At 71.6% G+C, this 21,510-nt stretch carries 20 protein-coding genes; 8 read left to right on the top strand and 12 right to left on the bottom strand.

Annotated elements, in window-relative coordinates; all coding sequences use genetic code 11:
• Window positions 1–3: 3 nt before the first annotated feature.
• Together AB0I89_RS31690 and AB0I89_RS31685 are read right to left on the bottom strand one after the other, a co-directional pair.
• On the bottom strand, window positions 4–339 hold the full coding sequence (locus AB0I89_RS31690) for a hypothetical protein (RefSeq protein WP_357134296.1): 336 nt from the start codon (window positions 337–339) through the stop codon (window positions 4–6).
• A 285-nt stretch (window positions 340–624) separates the two neighbouring features.
• Window positions 625–1,578, bottom strand: coding sequence for a heme o synthase (locus tag AB0I89_RS31685; protein WP_357134294.1), 954 nt, complete (start codon window positions 1,576–1,578; stop codon window positions 625–627).
• A 265-nt stretch (window positions 1,579–1,843) separates the two neighbouring features.
• Between AB0I89_RS31685 and tkt the strand changes: the two genes are divergently transcribed.
• The 6 genes from tkt (at window position 1,844) to pgl (ending at window position 10,386) form a co-directional block, all read left to right on the top strand.
• Window positions 1,844–3,982: a transketolase gene (gene tkt / locus AB0I89_RS31680; protein ID WP_357134292.1), complete on the top strand. Its 2,139-nt coding sequence runs from the start codon at window positions 1,844–1,846 to the stop codon at window positions 3,980–3,982.
• 15 nt (window positions 3,983–3,997) lie between these two features.
• Window positions 3,998–5,173 carry a transaldolase gene (gene tal / locus AB0I89_RS31675; RefSeq protein ID WP_357134290.1) on the top strand — a complete coding sequence of 392 codons (1,176 nt, stop codon included), beginning with the start codon at window positions 3,998–4,000 and terminating at the stop codon, window positions 5,171–5,173.
• A 117-nt stretch (window positions 5,174–5,290) separates the two neighbouring features.
• A complete protein-coding gene (locus AB0I89_RS31670; RefSeq protein WP_357134288.1) occupies window positions 5,291–6,940 on the top strand; it encodes a glucose-6-phosphate isomerase in 1,650 nt (549 codons plus the stop codon).
• Window positions 6,941–6,963: 23 nt separating this feature from the next.
• Window positions 6,964–8,478 carry a glucose-6-phosphate dehydrogenase gene (gene zwf, locus AB0I89_RS31665; RefSeq protein ID WP_357134368.1) on the top strand — a complete coding sequence of 505 codons (1,515 nt, stop codon included), beginning with the start codon at window positions 6,964–6,966 and terminating at the stop codon, window positions 8,476–8,478.
• Window positions 8,475–9,491: a glucose-6-phosphate dehydrogenase assembly protein OpcA gene (locus tag AB0I89_RS31660; protein WP_357134286.1), complete on the top strand. Its 1,017-nt coding sequence runs from the start codon at window positions 8,475–8,477 to the stop codon at window positions 9,489–9,491. Before zwf ends, AB0I89_RS31660 begins: the two co-directional genes overlap by 4 nt.
• Before the next feature lie 124 nt (window positions 9,492–9,615).
• Window positions 9,616–10,386 carry a 6-phosphogluconolactonase gene (gene pgl / locus AB0I89_RS31655; protein WP_357134284.1) on the top strand — a complete coding sequence of 257 codons (771 nt, stop codon included), beginning with the start codon at window positions 9,616–9,618 and terminating at the stop codon, window positions 10,384–10,386.
• A 54-nt stretch (window positions 10,387–10,440) separates the two neighbouring features.
• On the opposite strand, the gene AB0I89_RS31650 is transcribed toward pgl, so the two are convergent.
• The 10 genes from AB0I89_RS31650 to AB0I89_RS31605 form a co-directional block, all read right to left on the bottom strand.
• Window positions 10,441–10,782 (bottom strand): RNA polymerase-binding protein RbpA, encoded by a 342-nt coding sequence (locus AB0I89_RS31650; protein ID WP_357134282.1) that lies wholly within the window; start codon window positions 10,780–10,782, stop codon window positions 10,441–10,443.
• Window positions 10,783–10,921: 139 nt separating this feature from the next.
• Window positions 10,922–11,182 carry a preprotein translocase subunit SecG gene (secG, locus tag AB0I89_RS31645; protein ID WP_357134280.1) on the bottom strand — a complete coding sequence of 87 codons (261 nt, stop codon included), beginning with the start codon at window positions 11,180–11,182 and terminating at the stop codon, window positions 10,922–10,924.
• Between the two features lie 95 nt (window positions 11,183–11,277).
• Complete coding sequence (gene tpiA, locus AB0I89_RS31640) at window positions 11,278–12,069, bottom strand: triose-phosphate isomerase (RefSeq protein ID WP_357134278.1); 792 nt, start codon at window positions 12,067–12,069, stop codon at window positions 11,278–11,280.
• Window positions 12,070–12,071: 2 nt separating this feature from the next.
• Entirely contained in the window at window positions 12,072–13,271 is a 1,200-nt protein-coding gene (locus AB0I89_RS31635) for a phosphoglycerate kinase (RefSeq protein ID WP_357134276.1), read from the bottom strand.
• A complete protein-coding gene (gene gap, locus AB0I89_RS31630) occupies window positions 13,268–14,272 on the bottom strand; it encodes a type I glyceraldehyde-3-phosphate dehydrogenase (RefSeq protein WP_357134274.1) in 1,005 nt (334 codons plus the stop codon). Before gap ends, AB0I89_RS31635 begins: the two co-directional genes overlap by 4 nt.
• A 265-nt stretch (window positions 14,273–14,537) precedes the next feature.
• The gene (gene whiA, locus AB0I89_RS31625; protein WP_030337350.1) at window positions 14,538–15,518 is read right to left on the bottom strand and encodes a DNA-binding protein WhiA; all 981 of its coding nucleotides are present in this window, start codon (window positions 15,516–15,518) and stop codon (window positions 14,538–14,540) included.
• Window positions 15,519–15,572: 54 nt separating this feature from the next.
• Window positions 15,573–16,724, bottom strand: coding sequence for a 2-phospho-L-lactate transferase CofD family protein (locus tag AB0I89_RS31620; RefSeq protein ID WP_357134272.1), 1,152 nt, complete (start codon window positions 16,722–16,724; stop codon window positions 15,573–15,575).
• Window positions 16,721–17,626 carry an RNase adapter RapZ gene (gene rapZ / locus AB0I89_RS31615; protein ID WP_151489637.1) on the bottom strand — a complete coding sequence of 302 codons (906 nt, stop codon included), beginning with the start codon at window positions 17,624–17,626 and terminating at the stop codon, window positions 16,721–16,723. The genes AB0I89_RS31620 and rapZ overlap by 4 nt, the downstream gene beginning before the upstream one ends.
• A gap of 156 nt (window positions 17,627–17,782) precedes the next feature.
• Window positions 17,783–17,986, bottom strand: coding sequence for a DUF397 domain-containing protein (locus AB0I89_RS31610; protein ID WP_357134270.1), 204 nt, complete (start codon window positions 17,984–17,986; stop codon window positions 17,783–17,785).
• A 23-nt stretch (window positions 17,987–18,009) separates the two neighbouring features.
• Window positions 18,010–18,858, bottom strand: a complete 849-nt coding sequence (locus AB0I89_RS31605; protein WP_357134268.1) for a DUF5753 domain-containing protein — start codon at window positions 18,856–18,858, stop codon at window positions 18,010–18,012.
• Between the two features lie 149 nt (window positions 18,859–19,007).
• Between AB0I89_RS31605 and AB0I89_RS31600 the strand changes: the two genes are divergently transcribed.
• Together AB0I89_RS31600 and recQ are read left to right on the top strand one after the other, a co-directional pair.
• Entirely contained in the window at window positions 19,008–19,496 is a 489-nt protein-coding gene (locus AB0I89_RS31600; protein ID WP_357134266.1) for a hypothetical protein, read from the top strand.
• A 72-nt stretch (window positions 19,497–19,568) separates the two neighbouring features.
• Window positions 19,569–21,410 (top strand): DNA helicase RecQ, encoded by a 1,842-nt coding sequence (gene recQ / locus AB0I89_RS31595; RefSeq protein ID WP_357134264.1) that lies wholly within the window; start codon window positions 19,569–19,571, stop codon window positions 21,408–21,410.
• Window positions 21,411–21,510 lie beyond the last annotated feature (100 nt).

The raw sequence follows: 21,510 nt of genomic DNA, 5'->3' as shown, positions 1-21,510 counted from the left end.
ATCTCAGCGGGCCATCGTGCGCCGGGCCATCGACCGCCAGAGGTCGTTGCTCGGTCGCATCTGGTCCATCAGTTCACGCTCCCAGGCGTTCTCGACGGTGACTCCCGCCTTGGCGCACGCCTCCCGGGCCGTGACGGTGTCCTCGGCGAACTGGTCGCCCCACTCACCGTCGGCGCCCACGAGGACGATCCGCGCGCCGCGCTTACCGACGTACTCGATGACGGCCTTCGCGCCGCCGTGCCCGGCGGCGAACGACTTGAGACCCGCGACCAGACCCTGCGGGGCCTGCTCGCCGGAGCTCTGCTCGGCCGTCAGCGTCGTATCGGAACCATCTGCCATGACGCGAAGCCTAAGCAGAGTTCCACTCGCGCGGGCGAGAACCATGAAGCTTTTGTGATGCCAATTACCTAGAGGTTTAAGGAACAGCAGGGACACTTTGTCCGCTTAAATCAGGACTTTCCCGCCTCAACTTCCGGAGCAAACCAGGCTGCAACTCCCGCAGGTTGAGCCGATCCGGCTCATGCCGAAAGTTACTCTGATGTGACGTTAAAGCGGGACAACTCATCCATGACGATGACTGTTCGCAGGATTGTTGGCGAAACGCGGGCCGCGCGCCGGGCGGCGTCAGATCAGCGCGTCGAGCGCGACGGCCACGAACACGATCGTCAGGTACGTCGTGGACCAGTGGAACAGCCGCATCGGCTTGACCGCTTCGCCGCGCGTCGCCCGCCGGCAGAGCTTGTGCGCCTCAAGGATGAAGATGGCGCCCACCACCAGGGTCGGCACGCCGTAGATCGCGCTGAGCCCCAGCGGCCAGACCGCCAGGGAGGTGAGCACCGTGAGCCAGGCGAAGATCAGAATCTCGGCGTTCACCCGACGGGTCGAGGCCACCACGGGCAGCATCGGGATGCCGGCGCGGGCGTAGTCGTCCTTGTACTTCATGGCGAGCGGGTAGAAGTGCGGCATCTGCCAGAAGAAGACCACCGCGAACAGCGCCCAGGCCGCCGGAGCGAGCCCACCGGTGACCGCCGCCCAGCCGATGAGCACCGGCGCCGCGCCGCAGGCCCCACCCCAGAACGTGTTCGTCGGGGTGGAGCGCTTGAGCCACATGGTGTAGACGACGTCGTAGTAGACGATCGCGGCGAGCGTCAGCCCCGCGGCGAGCAGATTGGTGAACGCCGCCATCAGGACGATCGAGACCGCCGCCAGCACCAGACCGAAGACCAGCGCGTTACGGGGCGACACGGTGTGCGCCGGCAGCGGACGCCGCTTGGTGCGCCGCATCAACTGGTCGATGTCGCGGTCGATGTAGCAGTTGAGGACGCTGGCCGCCCCGGCCGCGAGCGAGCCACCGACGAGCACGACAGCCATCAGCCACAGCGACGGCAGGCCGCCCTCGGCGAGCATCATCGCCGGGACGGTGGTGACCAACAGCAGTTCGACGATGCGCGGCTTGGTCAGCGCCACGTACGACGACACGATCGCGCGCACGTCCCGCCGCGCCACCGGACCCTCGGCCGCCCGTGCCGGGGGCTGCCCGGCGGGGTTGCTCGCGGGGCGCTCGGTGATCATGCTCACGGATTGCCACCTTCCGGCATCGGCACGGGGAGATCGGATCGGCGGGGCCCCGCTCGGGCACCGCACACCGACCCACACACTACGCGTCGTCGTTTTGGCTGCCCGGCCGACCCGACAACGGTGCGGGCCGTCACACCACCGGGTTGAACGACCTGGGCCGCCGTCACGTACCGCACACCATGCGAGATCCCCGGGCGGACGTTTAGTCACGCTCGATAGGGTCACCAGTGAGGGTTCCGCCCATCTGCCGAGGAGCACAACCATCGTGGCTGCCAACCGACCCGAGCACTCCGCACTCAACTGGTCCGACCTCGATCGCCGGGCCGTCGACACCGTCCGCGTGCTGGCCATGGATGCCGTGGAGAAATCCGGCAACGGCCACCCGGGCACCGCGATGAGCCTCGCGCCCGCGGCCTATCTTCTCTTCAACCGGGTCATGCGGCACAACCCGGCCGACCCGAACTGGCCCGGCCGGGACCGGTTCGTGCTCTCCGCCGGCCACTCCAGCCTGACGCTCTACATCCAGCTCTTCCTCTCCGGCTACCCGCTGAGCCTGGACGACCTGAAGTCGCTGCGCCAGTGGGGCTCGATGACCCCGGGCCACCCGGAGCACGGCCACACGCCGGGCGTCGAGACCACCACCGGCCCGCTCGGGCAGGGTCTGGGCAACGCCGTCGGCATGGCCATGGCGGCCCGCCGCGAGCGGGGCCTGTTCGACCCGGAGGCCGAGCCGGGCACGTCGGTCTTCGACCACAACATCTGGTGCATCGCCTCCGACGGCGACATCGAGGAGGGCATCAGCCACGAGGCCAGCGCCCTCGCCGGGCACCAGCAGTTGGGCAGCCTCACGCTGATCTACGACGACAACGAGATCTCGATCGAGGACGACACCCGGATCGCCAAGAGCGAGGACGTGGCGGCCCGCTACGAGGCGTACGGCTGGCACGTGCAGACCGTCGACTGGCGCAGCGGGGACGCCGACCAGGGCGACTACCACGAGAACGTCGAGGCGCTGTACGACGCGCTGGTGGCCGCCAAGGCGGAGACCACCCGCCCCTCGTTCATCGCGCTGCGCACCATCATCGGTTGGCCCGCGCCCAACAAGCAGAACACCGGCAAGATCCACGGCTCCGCGCTCGGCGCCGACGAGGTCAAGGCCACCAAGCGCATCCTCGGCTTCGACCCGGAGCAGACCTTCCAGGTCGACGAGGAGGTGCTGGGTCACGCCCGCACGGTGATGGGTCGCGGCTCGGACGCCGAGCAGGCGTGGACCGCGTCGTTCGACGCCTGGAAGAAGGCCAACCCCGAGCGCACCGCGCTCTACGAGCGGCTCGCCGGCCGGGTGCTGCCCGACGGCTGGACCGACGCGCTGCCGGTCTTCCCCGCCGACGCCAAGGGTGTGGCCACCCGGGCCGCGTCCGGCAAGGTGCTGGAGGCGCTCGCGCCGGTGCTGCCGGAGCTGTGGGGCGGCTCGGCCGACCTGGCCGAGAGCAACAACACCACCATGAAGGGCGAGCCGTCGTTCATCCCGGCCTCGCACGCCACCAAGGACTTCCCGGGCCACGAGTACGGCCGCACGCTGCACTTCGGCATCCGTGAGCACGCCATGGGCGCGATCCTGAACGGCATCGCCCTGCACGGCGGCACCCGCCCGTACGGCGGCACGTTCCTGGTGTTCAGCGACTACATGCGCCCCTCGGTGCGGCTGGCCGCGCTGATGAAGCTGCCCGTGACGTACGTCTGGACGCACGACTCGATCGGTCTGGGCGAGGACGGCCCGACCCACCAGCCGGTGGAGCACCTGACCGCGCTGCGCGCCATCCCGGGCCTGGACGTGGTCCGCCCGGCGGACGGCAACGAGACGGTGTGGGCCTGGCGGCAGGCGCTGGAGCACACCGACCGACCGACCGCGCTGGCGCTGAGCCGCCAGGCCCTGCCGACCCTGGACCGGGAGGTTCTGGGCGATGCGTCAGGTGTGGCCAAGGGCGGTTACGTGCTGGCCGAGGCGTCCAACGGCAAGCCCCAGGTGATCATCATCGGCACCGGGTCCGAGGTGCAGCTCGCCCTGACCGCCCGGGAGCGGCTGGAGGCCGACGGCACCCCGACCCGGGTGGTCTCGATGCCCTGCCAGGAGTGGTTCTACGAGCAGGATGAGGCGTACCGGGAGTCGGTGCTCCCGCGTGGGGTAAAGGCACGGGTGAGCGTGGAGGCGGGCATCGCGATGTCCTGGCGCGGGATCGTCGGCGACCTGGGCGAGAGCGTCAGCATCGAGCACTACGGCGCGAGCGCCCCGCACACCGTGCTCTTCGAGCAGTTCGGGTTCACCCCCGACCGGATCGTGGCGGCGGCGCACGCCTCGCTGGCCCGGGTGGGCGACATCACCGGTTTCACCACCGGCAACTGAGGGAGCGTAAACGGCATGACCGACAAGCTGAATGAGCTCACCGCCGCGGGTGTGGCGGTCTGGCTCGACGATCTCTCCCGGGTGCGTCTGAGCTCCGGCGGGCTGGACCAGCTCCGCCGCGAGAAGCACGTGGCCGGGGTCACCACCAACCCGACGATCTTCGCAAAGGCGCTCAGCGACGCCGACGAGTACAACTGGCAGCTTCGCGACCTGGCCACCCGTGGCGTGGACGTCGAAGAGGCCGTCCGGATGCTCACCACGTACGACGTACGGTGGGCGTGCGACGTGATGCGCCCGTCCTACGACGGCAGCGCCGGCGTGGACGGCCGGGTCTCCATCGAGGTGGACCCGCGCAGCGCGCACGACGCCGACAAGACGGTCGCCGAGGCCAAGGCGCTGTGGTGGCTGGTCGACCGGCCCAACCTCTTCATCAAGATCCCGGCCACCGAGGAGGGCCTGTCGGCGATCGCCGACACGCTCGCCGAGGGGATCAGCGTCAACGTGACGCTGATCTTCGGCCTGGACCGCTACTCGGCGGTGATGGAGGCGTTCCTGGCCGGCCTGGAGCGGGCCAAGGCCAACGGTCACGACCTGTCCACCATCGGCTCGGTCGCGTCGTTCTTCGTCTCCCGGGTGGATTCCGAGGTCGACAAGAGGCTCGAGAAGATCGGCTCGGACCAGGCCAAGGCGCTGCGCGGCAAGGCCGCCGTGGCCAACGCGCAGCTCGCGTACGAGCGGTACACCGAGGTCTTCTCCTCGGACCGCTGGAAGGCGCTCGAGGCCGCCGGCGCGCACCCGCAGCGGCCGCTGTGGGCCTCCACCTCGACGAAGAACCCGGACTACCGGGACGTCATCTACGTCGAGGAGCTGATCGCCGCCGGAACGGTCAACACCATGCCGGAGTCGGTCATCCACGCGTACGCCGATCACGGCGAGACCCGCGGCGACACCGTCACCGGGTCCTACGACGCGGCCCGGAAGGTCTTCGCGGACCTGGAGTCGGTCGGGGTGGACATGGCGGACGTGATCGTCACCCTGGAGCGCGAGGGCGTGGAGAAGTTCGAGGCGAGCTGGCAGGAGCTGCTCGACGGCGTCAGCAAGTCGCTGAAGGCCGCGGCGAAGGGCCAGGGTGCGCCGAACAAGGCCGCCGAGGGCAACGCCAAGGCCGCCGAGAAGGCCGGTGGCGCGTGAGCGAGCCGATCAGCACCCAGCGAAGTGGAGTGGCGGCATGAGCGAGCGCAGCGAGCGAATCGGCAAGCCCAGCGTGCAGGCGCCTCATGACGGCACGGAACGAAGTGGAGTGGCGGCATGAGTGATCTTCTTGCCGGGCCGGCGGAGGCCGCCGCCGGGCTCGCCGTCTACGGCGCGGACGCGGTCGACAAGGCCGCGCCCGCCTCGACCCGGGAGGCGCTGGTCAAGGCCGGCGTCCCCGGGCGGCTGGCCGCCAAGGACACGACCCTGTGGGGTTCGGACGCCGAGGCCGAGGCGAAGATCCGGCTCGGTTGGGTGGATACCCACCAGCGCAGCCGGGAGCTGCTGGCGCAGCTCGCCGAGCTGAAGGCGGAGCTGGCCGACCTGGACCACGTCGTGCTCGCCGGCATGGGTGGCTCGTCGCTCGCCCCCGAGGTCATCACGCGGACCCTGGGCCGGCCGTTGACGGTGCTGGACACCACCGACCCGGGCCAGGTCCGGGCGGCCCTCGGTGACCGGCTGGAACGCACCGTGGTGGTGGTCGCCAGCAAGTCCGGCTCGACGGTGGAGACCGACAGCCACCGCCGCGCCTACTGGCAGGCGTTCCTGGACGCCGGGATGACCGAGGCGGAGGCCGGCCGGCACTTCGTCATCGTCACCGACCCGGGCTCGCCGCTGGAGGCGACCGCGACCGAGATGGGCGCGTTCACCGTGCTCGCCGACCCGAACGTGGGCGGCCGGTACTCGGCGCTGACCGCGTTCGGGCTGGTGCCGTCCGCGCTGGCCGGCGTCGACGTGTCGGAGCTGATCGACCAGGCCGACGCGTTGGCCCGGTCGCTCGCCGCCGACAGCGACAACCCGGCGCTGGCGCTGGGCGCCGCGCTGGGCGCCGCCGCCACGCTGGCCCGCGACAAGGTCGCCCTGGTGTCCGACGGCACCGGCATCGACGGTCTGGGCGACTGGGCCGAGCAGCTCATCGCCGAGTCGACCGGCAAGGCCGGCGTGGGCATCCTGCCGGTGGTCGTGGAGTCACCGCAGAGCCCCGGCGCGACCGGCCCCGACGTGCTGACCGTCAGCTACGGCGGCGCGCTGGCCGCCGGTGACGTGCCCGGCGGCGGCGCCGACCCGGACGTGGCCGTCAACGGCCCGCTCGGCGCGCAGTTCCTGGCCTGGGAGTACGCCACCGCGGTGGCCGGCGTGGTGCTCGGCATCGACCCGTTCAACCAGCCGAACGTCACCGAGTCCAAGGAGAACACCAACAAGATCCTGGCCTCGGGGCTGCCGACGGAGGAGCCGTCGTTCACCGAGGGCGCGATCGAGGTGTACGCGCCGCAGGGCGCCCCGGGTGACCTGGCCGGGGTGCTGCGGTGGCTGCTCGACGGGCTGGGCGACGACGGTTACCTCGCGGTGATGGCGTACCTCGACCGGTTCGCCGACGCCGACACGGCCGGGTTGCGGCCGTTGCTGGCCGGCGCGTCCGGCCGGCCGGTCACCTTCGGCTGGGGGCCGCGGTTCCTGCACTCCACCGGCCAGTACCACAAGGGCGGCCCGCAGGTGGGCAGCTACCTGCAGGTGACCGGCGCGGTCGCGGAGGACCTGGACGTGCCGGGCAAGCCGTACACCTTCGGCGAGTTGCAGGCGGCGCAGGCCGCCGGCGACCGGCAGGCCCTCGCCGGCCGGGACCGGCCGGTGCTGCGACTGCACCTGACCGACCGGGCCGCCGGGGTCGCCCAACTGCTCGACGCGGCCGGTCAGCTGCGCACGTGAGGATGGACGACGTGACCCAAGGCGTGAACCCGCTACGCGACCCGCAGGACCGCCGGTTGCCCCGGATCCCCGAGCCGTGCGCTCTGGTGATCTTCGGGGTGACCGGCGACCTGGCCCGCAAGAAGTTGCTGCCCGCGGTCTACGACCTGGCGAACCGGGGGCTGCTGCCGCCCGGTTTCGTGGTGCTCGGCTTCGCGCGCCGCGACTGGGGCGACGGTGACTTCGAGACCCTGGCCTGCGAGGCGGCCAAGAAGCACGCCCGTACGCCGTGGCGGGACGAGGTCTGGGCGCGGCTGGCCGGCAACATCAAGTTCGTGGGCGGCTCGTTCGACGACGACGCCGCCTTCGACCAGCTCGCCTCGACCTTGGACGACCTGCGCCAGACCCACGGCATCGCCGGTAACGCGGCGTTCTACTTCTCCATCCCCCCGGCCGCCTTCCCCGTCGTGCTCAAGCAGTTGGCCCGCACCGGGATGGCCGACAACGACAAGTCCGGCGGTTGGCGGCGGGTCGTGGTGGAGAAGCCGTTCGGCAACGACCTGCCGTCGGCGAAGGCGCTCAACGACCTGGTCGACGACGTGTTCACCCGGCAGGACGTCTTCCGGATCGACCACTACCTGGGCAAGGAGACCGTCCAGAACATCCTGGCCCTGCGGTTCGCCAACAACCTGTTCGAGCCGCTGTGGAACTCCAAGTACGTCGACTCGGTGCAGATCACCATGGCCGAGGACGTCGGCATCGGCACCCGGGCCGGCTTCTACGACACCGTCGGCACCGCCCGCGACGTGCTGCAGAACCACCTCCTGCAACTTCTCGCCCTGGTGGCGATGGAGGAGCCGACCAGCTTCGACGCCGACGAGATCCGGGCCGAGAAGCTGAAGGTGCTCAAGGCGATCACCCTGCCGAAGGACGTGGCCCGGGACACCGTCCGGGGCCAGTACCTGCCCGGCTGGGTGGGCGGCGAGCGCGCGGTCGGCTACCGGGAGGAGCGGGACGTGCCCGCCGACTCCACCACGGAGACGTACGTGGCGGTGCGCCTCGGCATCCAGAACCGGCGCTGGGCCGAGGTGCCGTTCTACATCCGGGCCGGCAAGCGACTCCCCCGGCGGGTCACCGAAGTCGCCATCATGTTCAAGAAGGCGCCGCACCTGCCGTTCAACGACGCCGACATGGAGTCGCTGGGCAACAACCAGTTGGTCATCCGGGTGCAGCCGGACGAGGGCGTGGTGCTCAAGTTCGGCTCGAAGGTACCGGGCACCACCATGGAGGTCCGCGACATCGCCATGGACTTCCAGTACGGCGAGGCGTTCACCGAGTCCAGCCCGGAGGCGTACGAGCGGCTCGTCCTGGACGTGCTGATCGGGGACCGCACGCTGTTCCCGGACGCCGCCGAGGTCGAGCAGAGCTGGCAGGTCATCGACCCGCTGGAGCACGCCTGGGTGGGCACCACCCCGGAGCCGTACCGGGCCGGCGAGTGGGGTCCACGGGCGGCTGACGAGATGCTGGCCCGTGAGGGCCGCGCTTGGAGAAGAGCATGATCGGGCTGTGGGACACCACCGGCAACGAGGTGGTCAAGGCGCTGGCCGCCGAGCGGCGTAGCGCCGGTGGTGTGGCCAGCGGCATGGCGCTCACCCTCATCGTGGTGGTGGACGAGAAGCGCGTGCGCGAGGCGGAGGCGGCGGCGACCATCGCCGCCGCCGCCCACCCGTGCCGGCTGGTGGTCGTGGTCCGCTCCGACATCGAGCGGGACCGGAACCGGCTGGACGCGGAGATCGTGGTCGGCGGTCGTCTCGGCCCGTGCGAGGCGGTCGTCACCCGGATGTACGGGCGGCTCGCCCTGCACGCCGAGTCGGTGGTCATGCCGCTGCTGGTGCCGGACGTACCGGTGGTGACCTGGTGGCACGGTGAGCCGCCCGCGGAGATCGCTACCGACTTCCTCGGTGTGGTCGCGGACCGGCGGATCACCGACTCCGCGCAGGCCGCCGACCCGGTGGAGGCGCTGCGCCAGCGGGCCCGGGACTACGCCCCGGGCGACACCGACCTGGCGTGGACCCGGATCACCCCGTGGCGGACCCTGGTCGCCGGGGCGTTCGACACCACCAGCGAGCAGGTCACCGAGGCGACCGTCGTCGCGCCACCCAGCGACCCGACGGCGGCCCTGATGGTCGGTTGGCTGTCCAGCCGGCTCGGCATCACCCCGCGCCGGGTGGACACCGACGAGTTCCCCCGCATGCGCGAGGTGCAGTTGACCTGCGCCAACGGCGACAAGCTGACGCTGACCCGCGAGGACAGCCTGGCGGTGTTCCGGCGGACCGGTCAGGAGGATCGGGCGCTGCCGCTGGTCCGTCGGCCGCTCGGCGACGAGCTGGCCGAGGAGCTGCGCCGCCTCGACGCCGACCAGGTGTACGCGGAGGCGTTGGGCGCGACCGCCGGCCTGCGCGGTCTGGAGCAGCGCCCGCCGCAGCGGGTGCACGTCTGGAAGGATCCGGCCACGGCCCAGCGCGCCGAGGCCGGGGTCACCGCGCACACCGGCACGAGCGGCGAGAGCTGAGCAGTACGACACCGGCAGGGCCGGGACGCACCGTCCCGGCCCCGCACCGCCACCTCCGGACGCTCGGCGTCCGGGCACGACGCGACAGCGACCGCCCAGCGGTCCGGAAACGAAGGCACAACCCATGAGTGAGGCGAGTGTCGCCGTCCACGCCGACGCCGATCTGCTGGCGCAGGCCGTGGCGGCCCGACTGCTGGTGAAGGTGCTCGACGCCCAGGCCGACCGGGGCGAGGCCGCGGTGGTCCTCACCGGTGGTCGGGTCGCCGCCGCCGTCTACCGGGCGGTGGCGCAGCTGCCGGCCCGCGACGCGGTCGACTGGTCCCGGGTCGACGTGTGGTGGGGCGACGAGCGGTTCCTGCCGTCCGGTGACCCGGAGCGCAACGAGACCCAGGCGCGGGCCGCCCTGCTGGACTCGGTGCCGCTGGACCCGGCCCGGGTGCACGCCATGCCGGCCTCCGACGGCCCGGCCGGCAACGACCCCGAGGCGGCCGCCGCCGCGTACGCCGAGGAGCTGGCCCGCGCCGCCCGGCCGGGGCACGCCGCGCTGCCGCACTTCGACGTGCTGATGCTCGGTGTGGGCGAGGACGGGCACGTCGCCTCGGTCTTCCCGGAGCACCCGGTGCACCACGACACGCGGCCGGTCAGCGCGGTGCGGGGCAGCCCGAAGCCGCCGCCGGTGCGGACCACCCTCACCCTGGGGGCGATCAACACGGCCGAGGAGGTCTGGCTGGTGGCCGCCGGCGCCGACAAGGCACGCGCGGTGGGCATGGCTCTGGCCGGCGCGGGGCCGGTGCAGCTCCCGGCCGCCGGGGTGCACGGCGTGGACCGTACCCGCTGGTTGCTGGACCGCGCGGCCGCCGCGGACGTGCCGGCCCGCCTGCGCAGCCTGCGCTAAGTGAAAGGAAGGGCCCCTTATTACCGCCTGGCGTTGAATAAGGGGCCCTTCCTTTCACTCGCCGCGTCGGCGGCGCAGCGCGGCGAGGGCCTCGGCCAGCAACGCCTCCCCCTCCTCGGCGGTACGCCGCTCCTTCACGTACGCCAGGTGGCTCTTGTAGGGCTCGGCGCGGACCCGTCCGGGCGGGTTCTCGGCGTCCAGGCCGGCGGGGAGCCCGCAGCGGGGGCAGTCCCACAGCGGCGGCGCCGTGGCGTCGGCCGCGATCCTGATGTCGGTCTGGTGATCGTTGCGGCACCAGTAGGTGACGGCCTGTCGGGGGGCCGGCTGGTGCCGCTCGTCCGGGCGCATGGGCGCGGACCCGACGCGGGCGCCACGGATGACATTGCCACTGGGCACGGCTGCTCGCTCCTGTCGTCGGAGGGGACCCGCCGCCGTCGGGGATGGGCGGCGGGCGACGCGGTGCAGCGGAGAAAATACTGCGCGCGGCCCGTCGAGTGACGGACCGCGCGCAGATTGTACGACTTGGCGGGCTTGCTCAGGTGCCGCTGTTCATCTGGAGACGGAGCCAGAGACCCAGCCCGACGATTGCCGCGAACCAGACGACACCCACCAGAACGGTGTACCGATCCAGGTTCTTCTCGGCCACCGAGGAGCCGGCGAGGCTGGAGCTGACACCGCCGCCGAACATGCTCGACAACCCGCCGCCCTTACCGCGGTGCAGCAGGATGAGCAGGGTGAGCAGAATGCTCGTGATGACCAGCAACACGATCAACGTGTATGCGAACCAGATCGGCATGGCTGGGGGCAGTCCTCTCGTAGCGATCCTCGCCCGGACAGGTCGGGCACTCCGGCACCGGCCGGTGGACGGGCGGTGTCCAGAATAGCGAGCGATCAGCGAGCGATGTGCTCGGGGAAGCGGCAGATCTGCGCGAATTCCTCCGCGTCCAGGCTCGCGCCGCCCACCAGGCCGCCGTCCACGTCCGGCTGGGCCATGATCGAGGCGACGTTTGACGCCTTGACCGAGCCGCCGTAGAGGACCCGGACGGCGTCAGCGGTCTCGGCGTCGAAGCGCTCCGCCAACCGCTGGCGGACCGCGCCGCAGACCTCCTGGGCGTCCTCCGGCGTGGCCGTCTTGCCGGTGCCGATCGCCCAGACCGGCTCGTACGCGATGACGACCTGGCGTACCTGCTCGGGCGTGAGCCCGGCGAGGCCCCCGTCGAGCTGGTCGGAGCAGTGCGCCACGTGGGTGCCCTGCTCGCGCACGTCCAGCCCCTCCCCCACGCAGAGGATGGGGGTCAGGCCGTGCGTGAGCGCCGCCTTCACCTTCGCGTTGACGACCGAGTCGTCCTCGTGGTGGTAGGCCCGCCGCTCGGAGTGCCCGACCACCACGTACGTGCAGCCGAGCTTGGCCAGCAGCGGCCCGGAGATGTCACCGGTGTACGCGCCGGAGGCGTGCGGGGACAGGTCCTGCCCGCCGTAGCCGATCAGCAGCTTGTCGCCGTCCACCGCCGTCTGCACGGTGCGCAGGTCGGTGAAGGGCGGCAGCACCACCGTCTCGACCTCGGTGAGCTGCTTCTCGGTGAGGCTCGCGGCCAGCTTCTGCACGAGCAGGTTGGCCTCGAGGTGGTTGAGGTTCATCTTCCAGTTGCCGGCCATCAACGGCCGGCGGGTCGTGCTCGCCATGCTCAGTTCTCCAGGGCCGCGATGCCGGGGAGGGTCTTGCCCTCCAGGTACTCCAGGGAGGCGCCGCCACCGGTGGAGATGTGACCGAAGCTCGACTCGTCCAGGCCCAACGCCCGCACGGCCGCCGCGCTGTCACCGCCGCCGACGACGCTGAACGCGTCGGCCTTGGTGATCGCCTCGGCGACACCCCGGGTGCCGGCCGCGAAGGCGGCCATCTCGAACACGCCCATCGGCCCGTTCCAGAAGATCGTCTTCGCCTGGGACAGGGCGGCGGCGAAGCCGGCGACCGTCTCCGGGCCGATGTCCAGGCCGAGCCGGTGGCTCGGGATGCCGTCGACGCGGACCGTGTCGTGCGCGGCATCCGGCGCGAACGCGTCCGCGACCACCACGTCGACCGGGAGCAGGATCTTGCCGTCGGCCCGCTCCAGCAGGTTGCGGCAGGTCTCGACCATGTCCTTCTCCAGCAGCGACGTGCCCACCTCCAGGCCCTGGGCCTTGAGGAAGGTGAAGCACATCCCGCCGCCGATGAGCAGCCGGTCGACCGTCGGCAGCAGCGCCTCGATCACGGCCAGCTTGTCGGAGACCTTGGACCCGCCGAGCACCACCACGTACGGCCGCTCGGGCTCGCTGGTCAGCTTGGAGAGCACCTCGACCTCGCGCAGCACCAGCCGGCCGGCCACGTGCGGCAGCCGCGCCGGCACGTCGTACACGCTGGCGTGCTTGCGGTGCACGGCGCCGAACGCGTCGTCGACGTACGCGTCGCCGAACGCGGCGAGCTGGTCGGCGAACGCGCCCCGCTCGGCCTCGTCCTTGCTGGTCTCACCGGCGTTGAAGCGCAGGTTCTCCAGCAGGGCGACCTGGCCGTCGGCCAGGTCGGCGACGGTCGAGCGGGCGGACTCACCGACGGTGTCGGTGGCGAAGTGCACCGGCGCGCCGAGCAGCTCACCGAGCCGGTCGGCGACCGGGCTCAGGCTGAACTGCGGGTCCGGAGCGCCCTTCGGGCGGCCCAGGTGCGAGCAGACGACCACCTTCGCGCCGGCCTCGACCAGCGCGCCCAGGGTCGGCAGCACCGCGCGGATGCGGCCGTCGTCGGTGATGGCACCGGACTGCTTGTCGAGCGGGACGTTCAGGTCGGCGCGCACCAGCACGCGCCGACCCGACACCCCCTCGGCGAGCAGGTCGTCGAGGGTCCGGATGCTCACAGCGACGAACCGACCAGCTTGACGAGGTCGACGAGGCGGTTCGAGTAGCCCCACTCGTTGTCGTACCAGCCGACGACCTTGACCTGGTTGCCGATGACCTTGGTCAGCGGCGCGTCGAAGATGCACGACGCCGGGTCGGTGACGATGTCGGAGGAGACGATCGGGTCCTCGTTGTAAACCAGGATGCCCTTGAGCGGGCCCTCCGCGGCGGCCTTCAGCGCGGCGTTGACCTCGTCCACGGTGGTCTCCCGGCCGACCTCGACGGTCAGGTCGGTGGCCGAGCCGGTCGGGATCGGCACCCGCAGCGCGTACCCGTCGAGCTTGCCCTTCAGCTCCGGCAGCACCAGGCCGATGGCCTTCGCGGCGCCGGTGGAGGTCGGGACGATGTTCAGCGCGGCGGCGCGCGCCCGGCGCAGGTCCTTGTGCGGCGCGTCCTGCAGGTTCTGGTCCTGGGTGTACGCGTGGATCGTCGTCATCAGACCCTTGGTGATGCCGAACGTGTCCTGCAGGACCTTCGCCATCGGGGCGAGGCAGTTCGTCGTGCACGAGGCGTTGGAGATGATGGTGTGCTTCGCCGGGTCGTAGGTGTCGTGGTTGACACCCATGACCACGGTGACGTCCTCGTTCTTCGCCGGGGCGGAGATGATGACCTTCTTGGCGCCGCCGTCGATGTGCGCCTTGGCCTTGGTGCCGTCGGTGAAGAAGCCCGTCGACTCGATGACGACGTCGGCGCCGACCTCGCCCCACGCCAGCGCCGCCGGGTCCTTCTCGGCGAACGCCTTGATGGTCTTGCCACCGACGGTGATCTCGTCGGCGGTGGCCTTCACCTCGTACGGCAGGCGACCCAGGATGCTGTCGTACTTGAGCAGGTGGGCGAGCGTGCCGTTGTCGGTCAGGTCGTTGACCGCCACGACCTCGATGTCGGCGTCGGACGCCAGCACTGCCCGGAAGAAGTTACGGCCGATTCGGCCAAAGCCGTTGATGCCAACCCGGATGGTCACAGGTCCCATCTCCTCGCGTTCTGGTCCGCCGGCTTGACTCAACGGGCCGGCGGGAATGGTGTGCGCCGACCGTTGGAGCCGGCCGTCGACGGTTCATCTCGGCCACCCCGCCGCGCGGTCTGAGGACCTGACCGCCCGAGGCGGTGGGCACGACGAGAGGTGCCGATGTCGGCCCCCTTGCCGTACTCAGCGACCCTATCCGAGCGTGCGGGAGCACGCCGCGCCGGGGCGTGCTCCCGGCGCACCGTACGGGCCCACCGTCCTATCAGACCACGAGCATGTCGGGCGTGACGGCTGCTTCCGTATCCGGGATGCCGAGGTCCCGGGCCCGCTTGTCGGCCAGCGCCAGCAGGCGGCGGATCCGCCCGGCGATGGCGTCCTTGGTCAGCGGCGGGTCGGCCAGCGCCCCCAGCTCCTCCAGCGACGCCTGCCGGTGCTCCAGGCGCAGCCTCCCCGCGTCGGTGAGGTGGTTGGGGGCCTCGTCGGCCAGGATCTCCAGGGCGCGGGTGACCCGGGCGGCGGCGGCCACCGCGGCGCGCGCCGAGCGGCGCAGGTTCGCGTCGTCGAAGTTGGCCAGCCGGTTGGCGGTGGCCCGCACCTCCCGGCGTACCCGACGTTCCTCCCAGGCCAGCACGCTGGAGTGCGCGCCGATGCGGGTGAGCAGCGCGGCGATCGCGTCGCCGTCCTTGACGACGACCCGGTCCACCCCGCGTACCTCACGGTTCTTGGCCGTGATGCCGATCCGGCGGGCCGCGCCGACCAGCGCGAGCGCCGACTCCGGCCCCGGGCAGGTGATCTCCAACGCGCTGGAGCGGCCGGGCTCGGTGAGCGAGCCGTGCGCCATGAACGCGCCCCGCCACGCCGAGACCGCGCAGCAGACGTTCGCCGCCACCACGTGCGGGGGCAGCCCCCGCACCGGCCGGCCGCGCACGTCCAGCAGGCCGGTCTGCCGCGCGAGCGCCTCGCCGTCCTTGACCACCCGGACGATGAAGTGGCTGCCCTTGCGCAGCCCGCCGGAGGCGAGCACGTGGATCTCGCTCGGGTAGCCGTAGACCTCGGCGATCTCCCGGCGCAGCCGACGCGCCACCGCGCCGGTGTCCAGCTCCGCCTCCACCACCACCCGGCCGGAGACGATGTGCAGCCCTCCGGCGAAGCGCAGCAGCGCGGCCATCTCCGCCCGCCGACAGCAGGGCTTGGGCACGTCGACCCGACTCAGCTCGTCCTTGACCGCAGCCGTCATCGCCATTGTGCGTCCCCTCACGGACCTGTTCCGGCGTGTCGCCGGTGATTACGTACGTGTCTAACGATCGGCGCCCAGGACAGGCACCAGCGCGGCGCCCAGGGCAGCCGGATCATGGCGGGGAGTGCCGTCGGTGACGGCGACGGGGGCTAGGACCAGGCGGGCACCCAGCGATTCTGCCGCACGTTCGACCGGTTCCGGGTCACCCACCGCCTTGGCGTCCGCCAGCACGAGATCAACCTTCAGCTCCGGCAGGTACCAGTGCAGCGCCGCCAGATGATCGGCGACCGAGAGGCCGAGGGTCTCCTTCTCCGCGGCCAGGTTCAGCGTGACCAGGCGTCGGGCCGAGCTGGACACGATCGCGTCGGCCAACTGCGGCACCAGCAGGTGCGGCAGCACGCTCGTGTACCAGCTACCCGGCCCGAAGATCAACCAGTCCGCCGCGCCGATCGCGGCCAGGGCCTCGGCGCAGGCCGCCGGGGCGGCCGGCGTCAGGCGCAGCGACTCGACCCGCCCGGTCGTGACCGCCACCTGGTGCTGACCGCGCACGGTCCGCACCTCGTCCGGGGCGTCCGGGTCGACCCCGCGCACCCGCGCCTCGATGTCGACCGGCTGGCGCGACATCGGCAGCACCCGCCCGACCGCGCCGAGCATCGCCCCGGCGTGCTCCAGCGCCGCCACCGGGTCGCCGAGCAGCTCCATGAGGCCGCTGAGCACCAGGTTGCCCACTGCGTGCCCGGCCAGGCCGTCCGCGCGGGCCCCGTCACCCGCCGCCGGGTCCGCGTCTGTCGGCTTTCGGGCAACCGGGTCCGCGTCCGTCCGCAGCGCGTCGCCGGCTGCCGGGGTCGCGTGCGCTCGGGCAACCGGGTCCGCGCCCACGCCGGGCGCGTCGCGCGCCGCCGGGGCCGCGTCGGTCCCGGCATGCTGGGGTACGCGGACAGCCTGCGCCGCCGCGAAGCGGTGCTGGAAGAGCCCGGCGCTGCGTCGGGTGGCCGGATGGTCGCCGGCCAGCGCGACCAGGGCCTGCCGCAGGTCGCCCGGGGGCAGGCCACCTCGTTCGGCGCGCAGCCGGCCACTGGAACCGCCGTCGTCGCCGACCGTCACCACGGCGGTGATGTCCAGGTCGAGTTCGGGGGCGCAGTGCCGCAGCGCGCGCAGCGACGCCGACAGGCCGTGCCCGCCGCCGAACGCCACCACCCGGCGCGTCGTCATTCCCGCCCCAGGTCGCGGTGCTGGGCGTTCGCCGCCAGCCCCGACTGACGCAGCCGGCCGGCCAGCTCCTCGGCGATGGCCACGCTGCGGTGCTTGCCGCCGGTGCAGCCCACGGCCACGGTCAGGTACCGCTTGCCCTCCCGCTCGAACCCCGTGGTGGTGGCGTTGACCAGGTCGGCGTACGAGGCGACGAAGGCGTCCGCGCCCTCCTGCCCCAGCACGTACGCGCTGACCGCCTCCTCCCGGCCGGTGTGCTCGCGCAGCTCCGGCACCCAGTACGGGTTGGGCAGAAACCGGGCGTCCAGCACGAAGTCGGCGTCCGGCGGCAGGCCGTACTTGAAGCCGAACGAGAGCACGGTCACCCGCAGCCGACGGGCGTCCTCGCCGCCGAACAGCTCCTCGATGCGCCGGCGGAGCTGGTTGACGTTCAGGTGGCTGGTGTCGATGATCACGTCGGCCTGGTCGCGGGCCTCCTCCAGCAGCCCGCGCTCGACGGCGATACCGTCGGCGAGCCGCCCGTCACCCTGCAACGGGTGCGAGCGCCGGACACTCTCGAACCGACGGATCAGCACCTCGTCGTCGGCGTCGACGAACACCACCCGGGGCGAGAAGCCACGCTCCTTGAGCTCCCGGATAGCCCCCGCCAGGTCGGTGGAGAAGGCGCGCGAGCGCACGTCCAGGACCATCGCCGTACGCCGGGCGGCGCCGCCGGCCTTGAACGCCAGCTCGGCCATGTCGAGCATGAGCGCCTGCGGCAGGTTGTCCACGACGTAGTAGCCGACGTTCTCCAACGCGCGGGCGACGGTGCTGCGACCGCCACCGGACACCCCGGTGACCACCACCAGGGTGGTCTCCGACTCGGCCGTCGGCTGCCCGTCACCGACAGTGTGCGCCTCGCTCACCCGTACCCCCAAGACGTGGCGCCGCGGCCGCCATCGGCCGCGATTGGTCAATCAGCGACTCTATCCCGCCGGTCGGGGTGGGCACGGGCACGCCCGCCGCCGCGCGCCGCGGGCGGGCCGGGGGCGTGGTAGCGCTGCCCTCCGGCGACGGAACGTTCAGCCGCGCGGATCGCGTCGCAGGCCGGTCACGAACGACGACCAGGCGTCCCGGCCGAAGACGAGCGCCGGGCCGCCCGGGTCCTTGGAGTCCCGCACCGCCAGCCCCTCGGGGAGTACGGCCACCTCGACGCAGTTCGAGCCGCTTGCACTGCTCCGGCTGCTCTTACACCACGTGGCCGTGGGAGTGTCCGGAGCCGTCATCGGTCAAACCCCTTGCGTCCCGGTCAGTAGTCACCCGCCACCCGTGCCAGGAAGCCAGCCGACACGTCAGGGTCGAGCGCCTTGGCCATGAGGTGATCGAACATGAGTCTATATCGGGCGACGTGCCTCTCCTCTTCGAGCAGGAGCGTGCTGGAGTCGTTGTCGAGATAGACGACGGTGGGGTCCAGGCTCGGATCGGCGTAGTCGAGCAGGGTGAACGGGCCGCCCATTCCCGCGTGCGCGCCGGCGGCGAACGGCAGGATCTGGATCTCGACAGTGGGCAGCTCACATGCCTCGACCAGGCGGGCGAGCTGCGCTCGCATCACGTCCCTGCCACCCACGACGCGACGGACAGCCGCCTCATCAAGCACCATCCACAGCTTCGGCGGCACGTCGCGCGAGAGCATGGCCTTGCGGGCGAGTCGGGCCGCCACCCGCCGGTCGGTCTCGTCCTGGTCGGCGGTGCTGCGGCCCGCTCTGACGATGGCGCGGACGTACTGCTCCGTCTGCAACAGGCCGGGAACGTACAGACACTCGAACGCGCTGATCGACGTCGCCTCCGCCTCGAAGCCGACGAAGTCGTCCGGCAGCACGTCGCCGTACGCGCTCCACCACCCCTTCTGCCGGGACTGCCGCAGCAGCGCGTTCAGCGACTCCCGCTCGCCCTCGGATGCGTCGTAGAGGTCGAGCAGCGGGGGCAGGTCCTTGGGCATCACCCGCGAGTGTCCGAGTTCGAAGCGGATGACCTTCGTCCGGTGCCAGCCCAGGATCTTGGCAACCTCCTCGGCGGTGTGCCCGGTGCGGTCCCGCAGGCGGCGCAACTCGCGCCGCAGCCGGCGGGCTCTGATCGTCGGACTGGGCACCTGTGCCATCGCCGCCGTCACCTCCACTGTGAGTGATCGATTCTTACCCAAGAGCGACCACACCTCAAGCATCTGTTTCCAAAGAATGGCGACGTTGCATTTTTGCCTCGCCTGGTCCAGGCTCTTGACGAGGATCCGCTACGGAGAGGCAGGGCATCGTGACGGACAATCAATCGTCTCGTTGGGATGGTGAGTCCCGGCGACCCCGTGACGGCCAGGACGACCTGACCGACCTGCTCGACCGGGCCGACGTGTCCGAGCGGGTCCGGGCCGCCATCGAATTCGCGTTGGCAACGCCGGAGACACTGTCGTCGTACCTCATCGCTCTGGGTCCGACGGAGCGCGAGCGGCCGGCGGCCCGGCGCTGGACGCTGCACCTGTCCTACCTGGCGACGGACCTGACGGAGGCCCGCGACCAGGCCGTCGTCTACACGGAGGGGTTGACCACCCTGCGCCCCGAGGTGGCCGCCGGGGCCGCGCTGCTGTCCCGGGCCGACGCCTGGCACCACGTCGAGCCGGTGTTCTGCGGCCGGAGCGGCCCCGACAACGAAGTCTGCATGGACGTCAACGGACACCCCGGCTTCCACAGCGCGGCCGGCATCGGCGGGCTCTGCTGGGGCGACGGAGACGACACGTCGGCGCAGTGACCGTCGCGGCGCGGCGGACGCGCCGGCCGCCGTGCGGGCGATGCTGTCGGGGAGGGCTCGTAGACTCCCCGGATGGCTTCCCCGACCGAGCTGCGGACCGACGACGCGCTGGCGGCGCTGCGCCGGGTGTTCGGCTACGACGCCTTCCGCGGCTTCCAGCAGCAGGTCATCGACCATGTCGTCGCCGGCGGCGACGCGCTGGTGCTGATGCCCACCGGTGGCGGCAAATCGCTGTGCTACCAGATCCCGGCCCTGGTCCGCGACGGCGTCGCGGTCGTCGTGTCGCCGCTGATCGCGCTCATGCAGGACCAGGTGGACGCGCTCACCGCGGTCGGCGTACGCGCCGGCTTCCTCAACTCGACGCAGACCCTCGACGCCCGCCGCCGGGTCGAGGCGGCCTTCGTGGCCGGCGAGCTGGACCTGCTCTACCTGGCGCCGGAGGCGCTCGGCGTCCGGTCCACCCTCGCCCTGCTCGACCGGGGGCGCATCTCCCTGTTCGCGATCGACGAGGCGCACTGCGTGTCGCAGTGGGGGCACGACTTCCGGCCCGACTACCTGGCCCTGTCGATGCTGCACGAGCGGTGGCCGCAGGTCCCCCGCATCGCGTTGACCGCCACCGCGACGAGCGCCACCCGCCGCGAGATCGCCAGCAGGCTGGGCCTCGACGACGCGCGACACTTCGTGGCCAGCTTCGACCGGCCCAACATTCAGTACCGGATCGTGCCCAAGCGGGAGCCCCGCAAGCAACTGCTGGCCCTGCTGCGCGACGAGCATCCGGGTGACGCGGGCATCGTCTACTGCCTGTCCCGCGCCTCGGTCGACAAGACCGCCGAGTTCCTGACCGCCAACGGCATCGCCGCGCTGCCCTACCACGCCGGCCTCGACGCGGCGACCCGCGCCGCCAACCAGCACCGCTTCCTGCGCGAGGACGGCCTGGTCATGGTGGCCACCATCGCCTTCGGCATGGGCATCGACAAGCCCGACGTCCGCTTCGTGGCCCACCTCGACCTGCCCAAGTCGGTCGAGGGCTACTACCAGGAGACCGGCCGCGCCGGCCGCGACGGGCTGCCGTCCACCGCCTGGCTGGCGTACGGCCTGCAGGACGTGGTGCAGCAGCGCAAGATGATCGAGACGTCCGACGGCGACCTGGCCCATCGCCGCAACCTCGCCGCGCACCTCGACGCGATGCTCGCGCTCTGCGAGACGGTCCGGTGCCGCCGGGTGCAGCTACTCGAATACTTCGGCGAGAGCGAAACCTCGGCCTGCGGCAACTGCGACACCTGCCTCAACCCACCGGAGTCCTGGGACGGCACGGTCGCCGCCCAGAAGCTGCTCTCCACCGTCTTCCGCCTCGACCGCGAACGCAACCAGCGGTTCGGCGCCGGGCACTGCGTCGACATCCTGCTCGGCAAGCAGACCGACAAGATCAGCCAGTACGGTCACGACGCGCTGACCGTATTCGGTATCGGCACGGAGTTGAGCGAGGCCGAGTGGCGGGGCGTGGTCCGGCAGCTCCTCGCCGAAGGGCTGCTCGCCGTCGAGGGCGACTACGGCACGCTCGCGCTGACCGAGGCGAGCGCCGACGTGCTTGGCCGTCGTCGTACCGTCACCATGCGCCGCGAACCGGAGAAGCCGGCGTCGAGCCGCTCGTCGAAGCCGCGCGGCTCGTCCACCGTCGTGGCCGAGCTGACCCCGGCCGCCGCGTCCGTCTTCGAACGGCTGCGCGCCTGGCGGGCGGCCACCGCCAAGGAGCAGGGCGTTCCGGCGTACGTCATCTTCCACGACGCGACGCTGCGCCAGATCGCGAGCGACGAGCCCACCTCGCTGGCCGAACTGTCCCGCGTCAACGGCGTCGGCGAGAACAAACTCGCCAAGTACGGCGAGCAGATCCTGGCCGTCCTCGCTGGCGAGTGACCTTATGCCGAAAGGGCCGGACCCCGTGGGGTCCGGCCCTTTGCGGTGTGGTTGTCAGCTGGTGGCGTAGCCGCGGGTGGCGATCCAGTCGGCGAGGTGC

It is taken from the genome of Micromonospora sp. NPDC049801 (assembly GCF_040656575.1).
In the GTDB taxonomy this organism is placed as follows: Bacteria; Actinomycetota; Actinomycetes; order Mycobacteriales; family Micromonosporaceae; genus Micromonospora.
Note: the sequence above shows the minus strand (reverse complement) of the source record. Positions and strands in the feature narration are given on the sequence as shown.